General features: G+C 31.6%; 17 protein-coding genes and 1 pseudogene. 9 read left to right on the plus strand and 9 right to left on the minus strand.

The genetic code is table 11. The features are described from left to right. Positions 1–2: 2 nt before the first annotated feature. Complete coding sequence (gene lepA, locus A0083_RS05825) at positions 3–1,799, plus strand: translation elongation factor 4 (protein ID WP_120760878.1); 1,797 nt, start codon at positions 3–5, stop codon at positions 1,797–1,799. 27 nt (positions 1,800–1,826) lie between these two features. Here lepA and A0083_RS05830 read toward each other — a convergent pair whose 3' ends face one another. Further along, complete coding sequence (locus A0083_RS05830) at positions 1,827–2,447, minus strand: hypothetical protein (RefSeq protein ID WP_120760879.1); 621 nt, start codon at positions 2,445–2,447, stop codon at positions 1,827–1,829. A gap of 267 nt (positions 2,448–2,714) precedes the next feature. On the opposite strand from A0083_RS05830, the gene A0083_RS05835 reads away from it, so the two are divergent. Beyond that, positions 2,715–4,049: an MATE family efflux transporter gene (locus tag A0083_RS05835; protein WP_197552749.1), complete on the plus strand. Its 1,335-nt coding sequence runs from the start codon at positions 2,715–2,717 to the stop codon at positions 4,047–4,049. Here the strand turns inward: A0083_RS05835 and A0083_RS05840 are convergent. Genes A0083_RS05840 through thiD form a run of 4 tightly spaced genes read right to left on the minus strand, consistent with a single transcriptional unit; the run spans position 4,030 to position 6,875 of the window. Beyond that, a complete protein-coding gene (locus tag A0083_RS05840; protein ID WP_120760881.1) occupies positions 4,030–4,668 on the minus strand; it encodes a uroporphyrinogen-III synthase in 639 nt (212 codons plus the stop codon). The genes A0083_RS05835 and A0083_RS05840 overlap by 20 nt on opposite strands. Beyond that, on the minus strand, positions 4,665–5,294 hold the full coding sequence (gene thiE, locus A0083_RS05845) for a thiamine phosphate synthase (RefSeq protein WP_197552751.1): 630 nt from the start codon (positions 5,292–5,294) through the stop codon (positions 4,665–4,667). Before thiE ends, A0083_RS05840 begins: the two co-directional genes overlap by 4 nt. Continuing rightward, the gene (gene thiM, locus A0083_RS05850; protein ID WP_197552753.1) at positions 5,281–6,063 is read right to left on the minus strand and encodes a hydroxyethylthiazole kinase; all 783 of its coding nucleotides are present in this window, start codon (positions 6,061–6,063) and stop codon (positions 5,281–5,283) included. The genes thiE and thiM overlap by 14 nt, the downstream gene beginning before the upstream one ends. A 2-nt stretch (positions 6,064–6,065) precedes the next feature. Further along, on the minus strand, positions 6,066–6,875 hold the full coding sequence (thiD, locus tag A0083_RS05855) for a bifunctional hydroxymethylpyrimidine kinase/phosphomethylpyrimidine kinase (protein WP_197554575.1): 810 nt from the start codon (positions 6,873–6,875) through the stop codon (positions 6,066–6,068). 209 nt (positions 6,876–7,084) lie between these two features. On the opposite strand from thiD, the gene A0083_RS05860 reads away from it, so the two are divergent. The 3 genes and pseudogenes from A0083_RS05860 (at position 7,085) to A0083_RS08320 (ending at position 9,614) form a co-directional block, all read left to right on the plus strand. After that, the gene (locus tag A0083_RS05860) at positions 7,085–7,540 is read left to right on the plus strand and encodes a low molecular weight protein-tyrosine-phosphatase (protein ID WP_197552755.1); all 456 of its coding nucleotides are present in this window, start codon (positions 7,085–7,087) and stop codon (positions 7,538–7,540) included. A gap of 349 nt (positions 7,541–7,889) precedes the next feature. Beyond that, positions 7,890–8,831, plus strand: a pseudogene (locus A0083_RS08315) (cache domain-containing protein); the annotation flags it as partial. 192 nt (positions 8,832–9,023) lie between these two features. Further along, positions 9,024–9,614: a methyl-accepting chemotaxis protein gene (locus A0083_RS08320; RefSeq protein WP_442861593.1), complete on the plus strand. Its 591-nt coding sequence runs from the start codon at positions 9,024–9,026 to the stop codon at positions 9,612–9,614. A 38-nt stretch (positions 9,615–9,652) separates the two neighbouring features. On the opposite strand, the gene A0083_RS05870 is transcribed toward A0083_RS08320, so the two are convergent. From A0083_RS05870 to ribA, 3 genes are read right to left on the minus strand one after another with little or no spacing between them, the layout of a single operon-like run. Next, positions 9,653–10,015, minus strand: a complete 363-nt coding sequence (locus tag A0083_RS05870) for a hypothetical protein (protein ID WP_197552759.1) — start codon at positions 10,013–10,015, stop codon at positions 9,653–9,655. A gap of 9 nt (positions 10,016–10,024) precedes the next feature. Next, on the minus strand, positions 10,025–10,606 hold the full coding sequence (rsmG, locus tag A0083_RS05875; protein ID WP_120760820.1) for a 16S rRNA (guanine(527)-N(7))-methyltransferase RsmG: 582 nt from the start codon (positions 10,604–10,606) through the stop codon (positions 10,025–10,027). Continuing rightward, positions 10,603–11,163 (minus strand): GTP cyclohydrolase II, encoded by a 561-nt coding sequence (ribA, locus tag A0083_RS05880; protein ID WP_120760821.1) that lies wholly within the window; start codon positions 11,161–11,163, stop codon positions 10,603–10,605. The genes rsmG and ribA overlap by 4 nt, the downstream gene beginning before the upstream one ends. 71 nt (positions 11,164–11,234) lie before the next feature. Here ribA and hemB point away from each other — a divergent pair, with 71 nt between their 5' ends. From hemB to A0083_RS05900, 4 genes are read left to right on the plus strand one after another with little or no spacing between them, the layout of a single operon-like run. Then, the gene (gene hemB / locus A0083_RS05885) at positions 11,235–12,218 is read left to right on the plus strand and encodes a porphobilinogen synthase (RefSeq protein WP_197552760.1); all 984 of its coding nucleotides are present in this window, start codon (positions 11,235–11,237) and stop codon (positions 12,216–12,218) included. Between the two features lie 2 nt (positions 12,219–12,220). Beyond that, positions 12,221–12,706, plus strand: a complete 486-nt coding sequence (locus tag A0083_RS05890) for a DUF2603 domain-containing protein (RefSeq protein ID WP_120760823.1) — start codon at positions 12,221–12,223, stop codon at positions 12,704–12,706. Beyond that, positions 12,693–14,048 (plus strand): oxygen-independent coproporphyrinogen III oxidase, encoded by a 1,356-nt coding sequence (gene hemN / locus A0083_RS05895; protein ID WP_197552762.1) that lies wholly within the window; start codon positions 12,693–12,695, stop codon positions 14,046–14,048. The genes A0083_RS05890 and hemN overlap by 14 nt, the downstream gene beginning before the upstream one ends. A gap of 1 nt (position 14,049) precedes the next feature. Further along, positions 14,050–15,318, plus strand: a complete 1,269-nt coding sequence (locus tag A0083_RS05900) for a (Fe-S)-binding protein (protein WP_197552764.1) — start codon at positions 14,050–14,052, stop codon at positions 15,316–15,318. 2 nt (positions 15,319–15,320) lie between these two features. On the opposite strand, the gene A0083_RS05905 is transcribed toward A0083_RS05900, so the two are convergent. After that, the gene (locus A0083_RS05905) at positions 15,321–15,530 is read right to left on the minus strand and encodes a hypothetical protein (protein ID WP_039664317.1); all 210 of its coding nucleotides are present in this window, start codon (positions 15,528–15,530) and stop codon (positions 15,321–15,323) included. Between the last annotated feature and the right edge of the window lie 2 nt (positions 15,531–15,532).

Consider the following 15,532-nt stretch of genomic DNA (forward strand, 5'->3'; position numbering starts at 1 on the left):
GTTTGCAAATGAAAAATATTAGAAATTTCTCCATTATAGCCCATATTGACCATGGTAAAAGCACTCTAGCTGATAGAATTATTAGTGAATGTGGAGCCATTAGCGATAGACAAATGAGTGCACAGGTGATGGATACCATGGATATAGAAAAAGAACGTGGTATAACCATTAAAGCTCAATCAGTACGCTTAAACTATAGGTTAAACAACGAGGAATATATACTCAATCTAATCGATACTCCAGGCCATGTTGACTTTTCATATGAAGTAAGTCGCTCTTTGGCAAGTTGTGAAGGTGCATTGCTTGTCGTAGATGCTTCTCAAGGTGTTGAAGCACAAACTATCGCAAATGTATATATAGCTTTAGAAAATAATCTTGAGATCATTCCAGTTATCAACAAAATCGATCTTCCATCAGCTGATATTGAAAAAGTCAAACACGAAATCGAACATATCATAGGAATTGACTGCTCTAATGCTATTTGCGTTAGTGCAAAAACAGGTGTGGGTATACAAGAACTGATAGAAACCATCATTACCAAAGTTCCTGCTCCAAAAACAGATGATGAAGCTCCTACAAAAGCTTTGATTTATGATTCATGGTTTGATAACTACTTGGGTGCTTTAGCACTTGTGAGAATTTATGAAGGAAATATCGCCAAAAATGATGAAGTTTTGGTTATGAGCACCGATAAAAAACATCTCGTGCAAGATCTTTTCTACCCTCACCCACTAAGCCCTATTAAAACAAAAAAATTAGAATCTGGTGAAGTGGGCGTGATCGTACTTGGGTTAAAAAATGTGGCCGATGTTCAAGTGGGCGACACCATCACTTTAACTAAAAATAAAGCAAAAGAAGCCATAGGTGGATTTGAAAAAGCAAAAGCTTTTGTCTTTGCGGGATTATATCCCATAGAAACAGATAAATTTGAAGATCTTAGAGATGCTTTGGATAAATTAAAACTTAATGATAGCTCTATCACATACGAACCCGAAACCTCTCTAGCTTTAGGTTTTGGCTTTAGAGTTGGCTTTTTAGGTCTTTTACATATGGAAGTCATTAAAGAAAGACTTGAACGCGAATTTAATCTTGATCTAATCGCTACTGCACCAACCGTTACTTACGAAATTTACCAAACCGATGGAGAGATTTTAAAAATTCAAAACCCAAGCGAACTACCTCCTGTTAATAAGATTGATCATATTAAAGAACCTTATGTAAAAGCTACCATTATCACACCAAGTGAATATCTAGGCAATCTCATCACATTATTAAACCGCAAACGTGGTATGCAAGTAAAAATGGACTATATCACTCCTGAACGCGTGCTACTAGAATACGATATACCTTTAAATGAAATTGTTATGGATTTTTACGACAAACTTAAATCACTCACTAAAGGTTATGCGAGTTTTGATTATGAGCCGATTGAATTTAGAGTAGGAGATCTTGTCAAGCTTGATATTAAAGTCGCTGGAGAAAATGTTGATGCACTTAGTATTATAGTGCCTAATGAAAAAGCATTAAGCAAAGGCAGAGAGCTAGTAAAAGCAATGAAAGAAATTGTTCCAAGACAACTTTTTGAAGTTGCTATTCAAGCAAGCATAGGCAACAAAATCATCGCAAGAGAAAATGTCAAATCTATGGGTAAAAATGTAACCGCAAAATGCTATGGAGGAGATATCACTAGAAAAAGAAAACTTCTTGAAAAACAAAAAGAAGGTAAAAAAAGAATGAAAGCCATTGGCAAAGTACACTTGCCACAAGAGGCATTTTTAAGTGTTTTAAAAATAGACTAATCCCTAGTATTACACTAGGGATATAAATCAAGCATTGATATCTAAAGAATTTCCACCCAATTCATTAATTTTTTGAGTGACTTTTTCAATAGCCTTATCAATTGTCTCATAGCTTATATCAGGAAGTTTACCACCCCACATTTTTTCCGCTTGCGCAAATCCTGCTTTTAAGCCTTCTAGACCTTTTTGAAGTTTTTCCATATCTTCACCAGCCCCATTAATAACAAAATCAGCCAATCTTTGAGATGTTTTTGCTACACCAAAATACCCATCTTCACCAACAAGTTCTTTTGCTTCATCAGCGCTTAAACCAAGTATATCCTTACCCTCATAACCCGTAGCACTAAAATCTACATTAGACAAAATCGCTGTTAAAGAATCCTGAGAATAAGCACCTTGAAAAATACCTGCTTGTGCTAGGTTATTTGACGAGCCTACATTAAATGCTTGCTGCATAAAACTTATAGTGTAAAGTTCAGTAATTCCTTTACCACCTATACTAGCAAGCTTACTTAGCTTTTTCTCATCAATATCTTTTGTGCTATTAGCACTTTTAGTATTGGCATCTTCAAGCTTTGTATTCAAATCAGCCTTCCTATTGCTAACTTGCGACTCTGCTGCCACACGCGAATACGAATTTATTTGCATCCTTGCTCCTTTTTTTGTGGGTTTTAGAAAATCGGATATTTACTATTAAAATTTACATTAAGGTAAAAATAAAGCCTTTTATCATATAATATTTGCATTATATTAACTATAATAGGATTTTTAAAATCAGGTGAATTATGTTTTTCAAAGATTATTTTATTGAAATTTCAGATCCATATTTTAAAGATACTATAGAAGGCATTGAATCTCTTTATTAGCTTATTTTATTCAAAACCTCATGAATAATAAAATTAATAAGGAAAATTTATGTCATTACATCATTTTTATACTAATTTAAACCCTACCATATTGTTTTACAAATGCGCTTTACCTAATATGGCAAGTGCAGCTTTTATATATTTTTATGTTATCGTAGATGGAATTTTTGTTGGTAGATATCTTGGCACAGATGCTTTAGCTGCTATGAATTTAGTTCTGCCTTTTATTATGATTAGTTTTGCCTTAGCTGACATGATTGCCATTGGATCATCTGTACAAATTGCAATCAATCTAGGCAAAGGCAAAATCGAAAAAGCAAGGCGTATTTTTTCTTTTTGTATAGTGTTGATTTTTGGAATTTCTTGTCTTATGGGTCTTCTTGGCTTTTTTCTAGCAAAACCTTTAAGCGCTTTCATGGGTGCTGATGAAAATGTACAAGAATTATCAGCTGAATATATGCAAATTTTTGCTTTGTTTGCTCCTTTTACCATGTTAGCTTTTGCGATGGACAACTATCTTCGGATTTGTGGAAAAACTTTTTATAGTATGTTTGTTAACATCGTTATCGCATTAAGTAATATCATCTTAGATTGGCTTTTTATCGTTGTCTTTGGCTGGGGACTTTTTTCAGCCGCTTTAGCAACATGCATAGGAATGCTCTTAGGAACAGTTTTAAGTTTTATACCTTTCATAATAAAAGATCTTGTTTTGAAATTTAAAAAACCTATGATTAGCTTTAAAATTCTAAAGAATATCATCTATAATGGCTCTTCTGAATTTTTTTCCAATATCTCAAGCTCTCTTTATACGATCATAGCCAATGCTATTTTACTCAAAATATCAGGAAATGAAGCTTTAGCGGCATTTTCTATCATTCTTTATCTAAGTTCTTTTGCCTTTGCATTAATACTATCAATGTGCGATGCAATGCAACCTGCTATTAGCTACAACTATGGTTACAAAAACACTCCAAGAATTAAAATGATATTCAAAAGAATGCTTTTTGCTTCGTGTGCCTTAGGATTGTTTTTATTTATTAGTGTGTATTTTTACAATGCATATATCGTTTCATTTTTTAATAAAGATGATAATACCGAATTTGCTCTTTTGGCCCAAAATGCATTAATGCTATTTTCTTTTTCATTTTTACTTAACTGGCTTAGCAAGTTAAGTGCATCATTTTTCACATCACTAGATAAACCTATGCTTTCTCTTGCTATTTCGATCACACAAAGTTTAATCTTGCCTTTTATATTTATTCAAATTCTATCACATTATTTTGGACTTAATGGAGTATGGATTGCTTCATTTGCAAGTGAAATTTGTATGGTTTTTATCGCTTGTGCATTATTATATAAAACCTTTAAAGATCTAAACTCTTAGCTAATTTTATGCAAGAGTTGAGATCTTGCTCCTTGCATAAATACAAATTTGGAAAATTTTGAAGTTTTAATGCTGTACTTTTCCCTATAACTACAACCTTGTCATTTTTCTCTAAATGAAAAAAATTCAAAAATCTTTCAACACTTGAAGGAGCGCTAAAAATAAACACACTAGGATGATGAATTTGCTCCTGATTTATCTTAGGCTTTAAGCTAATGTTTTCATATACAACAACCTGCTCTAATGCGACACCTTCTTTCAACAAATACTCATCTAAACCTGAGCAAATTTCTCTAGCTCTTAAGTAAAGACATTTTTTATTTTTAAACTCATGTAAATATTCACTTGCCAAATTTTTACCATAAGCTTTGGTGGGAAATTTTACATTTTTAAAACCAAATTCTTTTGCATAATTAGCGCTTTTTTCACCCACAGCATATACCATCGTGTCAAAATTAATTTTACTTTTACTAAGCTTCAATGCTTTTAAAGCATTTTTAGAACTGATAATCAAGCAATCAAATTTTGAAAAGTCAACTTCAAAATCAAGATAGTTAATTTGACTTAATTGGATAGTCTCCACACCTTCAAATTTTTTATCACCGATAAAATAAATCATGTATTACCTAAAAATATATCATTATAAATATTTCTTAAATTTACACTAGCCATATAAGGATCTTTTGCTTGCATGATAGCTCTAACTACCGCAACTCCTTGAATATCACATCCTTGAAGCATATTTAAATTACTCTCACTAATCCCACCAATCGCTACCACGGGCAAGGTGCTAAGATTTGCTATTTCTCTTAAGCCTTCCACCCCAAGCACAGTACAATCTTGCTTACTCGGTGTAGCAAAAACAGCCCCTACTCCAAGATAAGTCGCACCTTGAATATTATCAAGTTCGCTTTTATGATTGATCGTAAGCCCAATGATCTTATCCTCTCCTAAAAGCTCTCTAGCTCTTTTTAATGGCATATCTTTTTGACCTATATGCACTCCTTGTGCATTTACCCCCATAGCAATATCAATCCTATCATTTATCACCAAAAGAGTGTTGTATTTTTCACACAACACCTTAACCTTTAAAGCAAGATTATAAAATTCTAAAGTACTAAGATCTTTTTCTCTAAGTTGTAAAATATCAATTCTTGCTTTTAAAGAAGCTTCTAGAATATTCAAAAATTCCGCTTCGCTTTTGGCACCCTTGCTTGCAACTAGATAAATTTTAAATGAATTCATATTGTGCCTTATTTTTGATTTTTTCATCGTTTAAATTACTCAACGCATCGATTAAATTTACTCTAAAACTACCGCTTCCATTTGAATTTTCTTGTGCTAGTTCACTAGCTATACCAAAACTCAACAAAGCATACAAACTCGCTTCAAATTTATCTTCCAAAATTCCAGCAAAAGCACCACATAAAGAACCACACATACAACCCGCACCTGTTATTTTTGCAGCCATAGGCGATCCATTATAAATTTTAGCTATTTTATCTTCACTGATAATATAGTCCACCTTGCCAGTTACGGCTAAAATCCTTTTGGTTTTTTTAGCATATTCTCTTGCTTTTTCCAAAAACTCATCATGAATAATAAAAGTATTATCCACACCTCTAGCTTTTCCATCTAAACCAATTACACTTGCTATTTCAGATGCGTTTGCTTTTATAATGCAAACACCTTTTAAACCAAGCAATTCATAATTAATTTGATCTCTTGCTTTGCTTACGCCCAAAGCAACTGGATCAAGCACTATGCTTTTGTTTAAAGCAGCGTATTCCTTAATCGCCTTTAACATGGAATTTGCAATAAGCTGATTAATAGTACCTGTATTTAAAACCAAAGCTGAACTTATCTTAGCAAAATCGGCTTGCTCTTCATAAAAATCCGCCATCGCAGCACTTGCGCCAATGGCAATTGTTGCATTAGCACAATCATTAACGCTAACATAGTTTGTGATATGATGAATTAAAGGTTGTTTTTCTCTTAATGTTTGAATGATCATTTTTATTCCTTTTCTAACATAAAAAAATGATTCGTTGGGCCACAACCCTTACCAAGTGATAATGAATGCAAAATTGCCCCATATACATATTCTTTAGCAAGTTTCACAGCTTCATGCTTTGTCTTACCTAAAGCAAGATTGCTAGCTATTGCTGAACTTAATGTACACCCAGTGCCATGTGTATTTTTTGTATCAATCTTTTCAGCTTTAAAAATATTAAACACCTCTCCATCATAAAAAACATCATTAGTGTTTTCTTTGCTATGCCCTCCTTTTACCAAAACACTTTTTGCACCTTCTTGGTGTAATTTTATAGCTGCTTTTTTCATATCATCTTCATTGTGAATTTTAAAACCACATAAAAACTCAGCTTCAGGAATATTTGGAGTAAGCACATCCGCTAAAGGTAAAATCTCTTCTTTAAAGAATTGACAATTTTCCAAAGGCATTAACGCATAGCCATTTTTAGCAAACATAACAGGATCAATCACTACATTTTTAGCTTGAAAATGCAATAAATTTTCTTTCACGCAAGTGATGATTTCTTTGGAGCCGAGCATACCGACTTTCACAGCCATTGGTTCTATATCTTCATATACAGCTAGCATTTGTTCATTGATAATTGAAATGGGTATATCAAAAGATGAAATAACTCTTGCGGTATTTTCAGCTACCACACTTAAAATCACACTCATACCAAACAAATGGTGTGCACTAAAAGTTTTTAGATCAGCTTGCACCCCTGCTCCACCGCTACAATCACTTCCGGCTATCGTCAAAATAGGAATTTTAGTTTTAGTTTTTGCTTGTATCATTATTTATCCTTTTTTATTAAAAAGGAAAGTTTTTGCAAGAATTCAAAGTTTGCATTACCAAACTTCTCAAGGGTCGAAGTTAAACTTCCTCTCAGCAAAAGCTCCCCACTTGTTAAAAATTATATCTTAGTTTTTATTAACCTTAAAAAATATTTTTAATTGCTGCTATAATTTTAATAAAACTACACATTTTTTGAGGAAAAATTATGACTAAAATTATTTTTGTATGTTTAGGAAATATTTGTCGCTCCCCTATGGCCGAGTTTATTATGAAAGATCTTGTCAATAAAACTAATTTAAATGATCGTTTTAGCATATGCAGCGCAGGAACTTCAGGTTATCACGATGGAGAAGATATGCACTATCAAACCAAAGCATTACTACATAGAAAAAATATTAATACTAAAGGATTTTATAGTCGAAAATTAAATGCTTTAATGTGCGAAGAAAACGACCTTATCGTTGTAATGGATAATGCAAATTACAATGATGTTGTTAAAAATTTTCCAAATTATAAACATAAAATTCAAAAAATTACATCATATGCAAAAGATTTAGGATACAATGAAGTTCCTGATCCTTGGTATAGTGGAGATTTTAACGAAACTTATATGATACTTTCTAAAGCTTGTGATGGTTTACTTCGCTTTTTAAATAATTAAAATTATTTAAATTAAATTTATAATAGTTTTTTATTTTTAGTGATATAATAACAATTTTAAATCTTAGAATAATGCAAAAGGAGCTTATTTAATGAAAAGTATTAAACTAAAAATTTCATTAATTGCGAACATTATTGCTATAGTATGTCTAATTATTTTGGGCATAGTTAGCTTTATTTTTACCAAAAAAGCTTTAAACTATGAAGTAGTTAAAGCAGAAACAAACTATGTAAGAGTTGCTGAAAAATCTATGAGAGATTTCAAAAGCATCAATTCCCATACACTTGAAAAACTTGCACAATCTATCACCAAGCTTCCTTATAGTGATCTTGATACCCAAGAAAAACTAATGGAAAATACCGGTAATCTACTAAAAGCTGTTAGAGATATGAACAGCTATTTGGCAGTTTACATAGCTCAACCAAACGGGGAGTTAATCGTAAGTGATCCTGATAGCGATAGCAAAGGCTTAGATTATGGAACTTATGGAAAAGCTGATAATTACGATGCAACAACAAGGGAATTTTATATAGAAGCTAGAAGAAAAAATGGCTTATATATTACCGCAGCATATATTGATGCAACAACAGGCTTACCATGCTTTACTTATGCAATGCCATTAGTTAAAGATGGTAAATTTATAGGTGTTTTAGCCATCGATGTTTTAGTTAAAGACTTACAGACTGAATTTAGCGAACTTCCTGGAAGAACTTTTGTGTACGACCAAGCTTACACAGTATTTGCTTCAACTGATAAATCACTAATTGGTGGAGAAAAAACAAATCCAGATATTCTTACAGTAGCTAAAGCATATGAAAAGGCTGGAGATTATAATATATTTAACTATGCTACTCAAAATGGACAAAACCGCTTCGGAATTTGTGTAAAAATCGATGATTACACCACTTGTGCGGGTGAAAACATTGAAGTTATCGAAGCACCTGCTTTAAAAATAGCATACATCCAAACTTCCATTGTTGTTTTTACAAGTATTGCTAGTATTATTCTACTTTACTTTATCATTTCTTATTATTTATCACCACTTCAAGCCATTCAAAGAGGTCTTAACTCTTTCTTTGATTTTATCAATCATAAAACTAAAGATTCAGCTATGATTGATGTAAAAAGCAATGATGAACTTGGTGCTATAGCTAAAGCCATTAATGAAAACATCACTAAAACTAAAAATGCATTAGAACAAGATGCTAAAGCAGTAGAACAATCAGTAGAAGCAGTAAGAGAAGTTGAAAGTGGTAATCTAACAGCAAGAATTACTGCAATTCCTAGCAACCCACAATTACTTGAACTTAAAAACTACATCAATGAAATGCTTAATGTATTAGAACAAAAAGTAGGTTCTAATATGAATGAAATTAATAGAGTATTTGATAGCTATAAAGCATTAGACTTTACTACTGAAGTTAAAAATGCTAAAGGTGGAGTTGAAGTAACTACAAATGTATTAGGTCAAGAAATTGTAGCTATGTTAAGACAATCATCTGAATTTGCTTCTTTATTAGCAGATGAAAGTGGTAAATTACAAAGTGCGGTTAAAAACCTAACTGATTCTTCATCTTCTCAAGCTTCTTCTTTAGAAGAAACAGCAGCAGCACTAGAAGAGATTACTTCTTCTATGCAAAATGTTTCGCATAAAACTAGTGAAGTAATTGCTCAAAGTGAAGAGATTAAAAATGTTACTTCTATTATTGGAGATATTGCAGATCAAATTAACCTACTTGCATTAAATGCTGCTATTGAAGCTGCACGTGCTGGTGAACATGGTAGAGGATTTGCTGTTGTTGCAGATGAAGTTAGAAATCTAGCTGAAAGAACTCAAAAGTCTTTGGGTGAAATTGAAGCTAACACAAATATCTTAGTTCAATCTATCAATGAAATGGGTGAAAGTATTAAAGAACAAACTACAGGTATTACTCAAATTAATGATGCCGTAACTCAAATTGATAGCGTAACACAAGAAAATCTAAAAATAGCTAAAGATAGTGCGGCTATATCTGATAATGTTAATAAGATAGCTAATGATATCTTAGAAGATGCTAGAAAGAAAAAGTTTTAATTGATTGTTAGCAAGCCAACCCTTTAAGGGTTTGGCTTTTATTTTATATAAGTACTTAAACAAACCCCATCTACACTTAAGTCATAAGCACTTTTAAGGTTGTTTTCTAATTTATCCAATATTAATAAAATTTTAGAATCAAACATATAAAACTCAGCCATTTTTGAAGCTATTTTTGCAAGTGCTTGATCATTGATTAAAATATATTTTGCACCCAAAGCATTAGAAAGCAAAACTTCTTCTTCATTTTTTACAAAAACAGCAAAATCGCATTTTTTTTCTTGCGCCAATTGGATTATTTTTTCATCATAATCAAAACAATTCACAACCGTTTGATTTATCTCACCTTTAAAGCGTTTCATTTTTTCCATACTAATTAATGGGTGACCAAAAATTAACATTTTTTTCCTTTAAGTATTTTTCAAAAGACAATAATTTCTAAAACCTTGATTAAAAATCTGATATGTTTTTAAACCTTGCAATTCATCATAAATTTCACTACCTTTATAAAGCAAAAACAATGTCTTATCGTCATAAAAACCACTTGCGATATTGATCAAAGGTTTCACATCCATCAAAGCTCTTGATGTGATCAAATCCACTCTAAAAGAAGAATGATTTTGTAATTTATCTTTGATGATATTCACATGATTTAAACCTAGTTCTGTTTTCACTACTCTTAAAAATGATGCTTTTTTAGGATTAGGCTCAAAAAGAAAAAATTCACTCTCTAAAAATATACAAGCTAAAAAAATAGCAGGAAACCCGGCTCCACTTCCCACATCAATTATTTGCTTTCTATCACTCAAATCGTAAAAATCTAAAATTTTCACACTATCGATGATATTTTCATCAATATTTTCAAAATGCGTCAAATTATGTACTGCATTGAATTTTTTCAACAAATCCTTATAAAGAATAATTTTTTTTAAAAAATCATCTTTATGGGGAAAATTTTGCAAAAAATTTAATTGTTCTTCGTATTGTTTCAATTTAAATGCCCCATTTGTGTATGTTTGATTTCTAAATAATCTTTATTAAAACGATTTGCCTCTATTAAAATAGGCACTCTTAAGTGTATCTTGTCTTTTAGTGATTCAAGTTTTTGAGGATTGTTTGTTAAAAGATTAATCTTGCTAATACCATAGTGCTTTAAAATAAACTCTACTATCTCATAACTGCGTTCATCTGCCTTAAAACCTAGCTGATGATTTGCTTCTATCGTATTAAAACCTTTATCTTGCAAAGCATAAGCATTGATTTTATTAAAAAGACCTATACCTCTTCCTTCTTGTCTTAGATATATCACCATTCCGCCATGCTCTTGGATATAATTTAGCGAAAATTCAAGCTGCTCCCCACAATCACATTTTAAACTACTTAAAACATCTCCTGTAAGGCACTCTGAGTGAATTCTAACATTCACTTCCTTTTGAAATTCTCCTTTAAAAATACACAAATGCTCTTTTTCTTCTTCTTTAAAACTTTGTATATAAAACTCCCCAAAACGCGTAGGAAGTTTTGCTATTTCAGAAATTTGAATCGTCATTATTTTACTTTACCTTTTTTATAAAAAATATGCTAGAATTTATGGAATTTTAACAAACAAAAAGGAAATTTATGTTTAAACGCTTCAGAAGATTAAGGTTAAATGAGAATATAAGAAGCTTGGTAAAAGAAAATACTTTAAATTTAGATGATTTAATCTATCCTCTTTTTGTCGTTGATGGAGTGAACATCAAAAACGAAATTTCATCTATGCCTGGTGTATTTCAAATGAGTTTAGATGAGATTTTAAAAGAATGTTCAGAAATAACTAAATTAGGCATTAAAGCTATTATTTTATTTGGAGTTTTAGAAAGCACTAAAAAAGACAGTTGTGGTAGCGATGCTTTGAGTGATGATGGCTTGATTGCTAGAAGCTTAAGAGCTATCAAAGAGCAATTTCCCAACTTAGTTGTCATCACAGATCTTTGTTTTTGCGAATACACTGATCATGGGCATTGTGGCATTATTGATCCAAAAACAAAAAGTGTAGATAATGATCTAACTTTAGAAATTTCAGCCAAACAAGCTCTAATTCATGCAAAAAACGGAGCGGACATGATCGCACCAAGTGGCATGATGGATGGGATTATTCAAACCTTAAGAAAAACTCTAGATGAAAATGGTTTTGAAAATCTTCCTATCATGGCTTATTCAACCAAATTTGCTTCAGCTTATTACGGTCCTTTTAGAGATGTGGCAGATTCTGCTCCAAGTTATGGAGATAGAAAAACTTATCAAATGGATTTTGCTAATGGCAAAGAAGCCTTGTGTGAAAGCTTAGAAGATGAAAAACAAGGTGCTGATATTTTGATGGTAAAACCTGCACTGGCTTATTTAGATGTGGTCAAAGACATTGCAAATCACTCTAAACTTCCACTTTGCGTATACAATGTAAGCGGTGAATATGCCTTGTTAAAAGCGGGTCAAAAAGCTGGTGTGATTGATTATGAAAAAATAGTCCTTGAAACCATGCTTGCTTTTAAAAGAGCTGGAGCCAAACTTATCATAACTTACCATGCAAAAGAGATCGCGCAATTATTAAATCACAAGGAGTAAGATTGAATAGTTTAGATAAAAAAAGCTCCGAAGATATCATCAACGAGCTTTCTAATTACCTAGGTATAGAAAAACATAATCAAACTATATTTCATCTCACCCATATTAATGAAAAAGAAAAAAAACTCAGTTTAAAAAACGGTCATGAACTAGCACCTGAACCATGGTTTATTGTAGATGAAAACGACGAAGTAAAAACGATGTTTTCTGTAAAAACTTTAATCGAATTTTTGCAAAATGCAAAAGAAATACAAAAAGATAACTTTGAACTGAAATTAGAGAAAGCCATTTATCAACAAATTCCAATTGATTTTAACGATGTATGGACAGTTGCAATGGATGAAATAAAACATCAAGTCGCCAAGGGCGTAAAAGAAGTAAATATTGACTTAGATCAGCTTGTTAGCAACATCCACATTCAACATCCAAATTTATTTATTGACATGAAAAAAATGATAGAAAAGGTAAAACCCAATGAAAGATTATAAAAGCTTTGTCAAATACTCCAAAGCAGGACCAAGATATACTTCTTATCCTACTGCGGTAGAATTTAATACTCAGTTTAAATATGAAGATTATATTGAAATTTTAAAACAACAAAAAGCACAATTGTCTTTATATTTTCATTTGCCTTTTTGTAGAAGCGCATGTTATTTTTGCGGTTGTAATGTAATCTATACTGCCAAAGAAGAAAGCAAAGAAAGATATTTAGGTTATCTCTTTAAAGAACTCGATCTCTTAGCTAACATCATCAATACTCAAAGAGAAGTTGCACAAATGCATTTTGGTGGCGGTACCCCTACATTTTTTTCTGCTAAGCAACTTGAAAGTTTGATTTTAAAAATCAAAAGTGTTTTTCCAAATTTCACTCAAGATAGCGAAATAAGCTGTGAAATTGATCCAAGGTTTTTAAATGAAGAGCAAGCCGATGTTTTAATCCAAAATGGATTTAATCGCATTAGCTTTGGTGTGCAAGATTTCGATGAAAAAGTGCAAAAAGAAATTCATAGAATTCAGCCTTTTGAGCTTACCAAAAACGCAGTAGATATGGTTAGAAAAAAAGGCATTAGCTCGGTAAATATGGATTTGATCTATGGTTTGCCATATCAAAGCTTAGAAAGCTTTAAGCAAACTTTGGAAAAAGCATTGCTAATTAATCCTGATCGCTTTGCTATTTTTAACTATGCACATGTGCCATGGCTTAAAAAAAATATGAGAAAATTTGATGAAAATACCCTGCCTAGTCCTGATATAAAACTTCAAATTTTAGAATACTGTGAAAATTTTTTAACCCACAATGGTTATAAAATGATAGGAATGGATCATTTTGCAAAACCAGAAGATGAACTTTTTAAAGCATTAGAAAATGGTAGTCTGCATAGAAATTTTCAAGGCTATACTACTAAAGGTGGAACAGATTTAATTGGCATTGGTTTGACAAGTATTGGCGAGGGAAAAAGACACTATATGCAAAATTTCAAAGATATGCCAAGCTATGAAAAGGCTATCGATGAGGGCAAATTGCCTTGCGAAAAAGGCATTATGCTAGATGATGATGATGAATTAAGAAAAGCTGTGATTATGGAGCTTATGAGTAATTTCTCGCTTAACATTGAAAAAGTAGAACAAAGATTTAAGATTAACTTTTTTGAATACTTTCAACAAGATCTAGAAGAATTAAGCAAATTAAATGAATTTGTGACTATTGATAAAAACCATATCAAAGTCAATGAAACAGGAGTGCTTTTGATCCGTAATATTGCAATGTGTTTTGATAAATATCTCAAACGCATTAGTGAAGATAAAAAAGTATTTTCTAAAACGGTTTAACATGTTAAATATTGATGAAATCACAAATGCATGTGTAAAATGTGGCAAATGCATACCAACATGCACCATACATGAGATAAATCGCGATGAGAGTACTTCCCCTCGTGGCTTTTTAGATCTCATAAGTGCTTATAAAAATCAAGAATTAGAACTTGATCGTGATCTTAAAACAATTTTTGAATCATGTTTTTTATGCACCAATTGCGTTGAAGCTTGCCCAAGCCACTTAAGAATTGATAGCGCTATTGAAAAAACTCGCTATGATATAGCACAAAAATTTGGTATTGCATGGTATAAAAAACTTGCCTTTTTCTTTTTAAGACATAGACAAGTGTTAAATATTTTAGCAAGATTGGGCTATGTTTTTCAAAGTTGCGCATTTAGCACTAAAAATAACAACCAAGGCATGAAAGCAAAATTAAACCTACCTTTAATCAAAAAAGGACGCTTGCTTCCATCTTTGAGTAAAAAAAGTTTTTTAAGCTCCAATCCTGATTTTATCAATAATCAAGGGGAAAAATCTATAGGGATTTTTATAGGGTGCTTGTCTAATTACTCTTATACAAGTACTGGATTTGCTTTGCTTGAAATTTGCAAGCATCTTAAGATCAATGTAGATTTATTAAAAGAACAATCATGTTGTGGAGCTCCTCACTACTTTACAGGAGATTTTAAAAGCGTAGAACATCTAGCTAAAAAAAATATTGTATATTTTGAAGAAAAACTCAAAACGCTTGATTATATCATCATCCCTGAAGCAACCTGCTCTGCAATGATCAACATAGACTATGAGCATTTTTTTCATATGCAAGGTGATCAAGAATGGGCAATAAGAGCAAAAAACATCTCCCATAAAATACTTCTTGCGACTAAGTATTTATACGAGCATACTAATTTAGAACAGCTTTTAAAAACTAAAAACAAAGTCAATATTAATATCAGCTATCATGATCCTTGTCATGCAAAAAAAATGCAAGGAGTTTACCAAGAACCGAGAAATCTATTAAAGCAAAACTATCATTTCAAAGAACTTATTGCTTCAAATGAATGCTGTGGTTTTGGCGGGGTAAGCATGCAGACAGATCACTATGAAAAAGCCTTAAAAGTTGGTATGAAAAAAGCACATAATATTCAAAAAACAGATGTGCAAATCATCAGCGCAGAATGTTCAGCTTGTAGAATGCAAATTTCAAATGCTTTAGAACATGAAAAAGTTTCTACTAAATTTTCACACCCATTAGAACTTATAGCTAAAATACTTCAAGATTAATGCTAATCTTGATTTTTTATATTTTCGATATTTGATCTATTTTTTTCTATTAAAATTCTATTTTTTTCGATGTTTTCATTGTTTTTCTTACACTCATTTTTTAAAATCTCTATATTTTTATATAGGATTTTCATTTTTCTTTCATAACGATTAATGAGCAAAAATACAATAAACAAAAATAAAATCAAAATAGCCCAATTTAAAAATGCCATTT

It is taken from the genome of Campylobacter sp. 2014D-0216, assembly GCF_014931215.1.
Taxonomy (GTDB): domain Bacteria; phylum Campylobacterota; class Campylobacteria; order Campylobacterales; family Campylobacteraceae; genus Campylobacter_D.

What these genes read in the sequence shown, in the direction of transcription:
- A0083_RS05830 (WP_120760879.1), bottom strand. Translation starts at nt 2,447, where the DNA reads ATGCAAATAAATTCGTATTCGCGTGTGGCAGCAGAGTCGCAAGTTAGC.
- A0083_RS08320 (WP_442861593.1), top strand. Translation starts at nt 9,024, where the DNA reads ATGTTAAGACAATCATCTGAATTTGCTTCTTTATTAGCAGATGAAAGT.
- A0083_RS05835 (WP_197552749.1), top strand. Translation starts at nt 2,715, where the DNA reads ATGTCATTACATCATTTTTATACTAATTTAAACCCTACCATATTGTTT.
- thiM (WP_197552753.1), bottom strand. Translation starts at nt 6,063, where the DNA reads ATGATCATTCAAACATTAAGAGAAAAACAACCTTTAATTCATCATATC.
- A0083_RS05840 (WP_120760881.1), bottom strand. Translation starts at nt 4,668, where the DNA reads ATGATTTATTTTATCGGTGATAAAAAATTTGAAGGTGTGGAGACTATC.
- A0083_RS05870 (WP_197552759.1), bottom strand. Translation starts at nt 10,015, where the DNA reads ATGTTAATTTTTGGTCACCCATTAATTAGTATGGAAAAAATGAAACGC.
- hemB (WP_197552760.1), top strand. Translation starts at nt 11,235, where the DNA reads ATGTTTAAACGCTTCAGAAGATTAAGGTTAAATGAGAATATAAGAAGC.
- hemN (WP_197552762.1), top strand. Translation starts at nt 12,693, where the DNA reads ATGAAAGATTATAAAAGCTTTGTCAAATACTCCAAAGCAGGACCAAGA.
- A0083_RS05860 (WP_197552755.1), top strand. Translation starts at nt 7,085, where the DNA reads ATGACTAAAATTATTTTTGTATGTTTAGGAAATATTTGTCGCTCCCCT.
- A0083_RS05905 (WP_039664317.1), bottom strand. Translation starts at nt 15,530, where the DNA reads ATGGCATTTTTAAATTGGGCTATTTTGATTTTATTTTTGTTTATTGTA.
- thiE (WP_197552751.1), bottom strand. Translation starts at nt 5,294, where the DNA reads ATGAATTCATTTAAAATTTATCTAGTTGCAAGCAAGGGTGCCAAAAGC.
- ribA (WP_120760821.1), bottom strand. Translation starts at nt 11,163, where the DNA reads ATGACGATTCAAATTTCTGAAATAGCAAAACTTCCTACGCGTTTTGGG.
- A0083_RS05900 (WP_197552764.1), top strand. Translation starts at nt 14,050, where the DNA reads ATGTTAAATATTGATGAAATCACAAATGCATGTGTAAAATGTGGCAAA.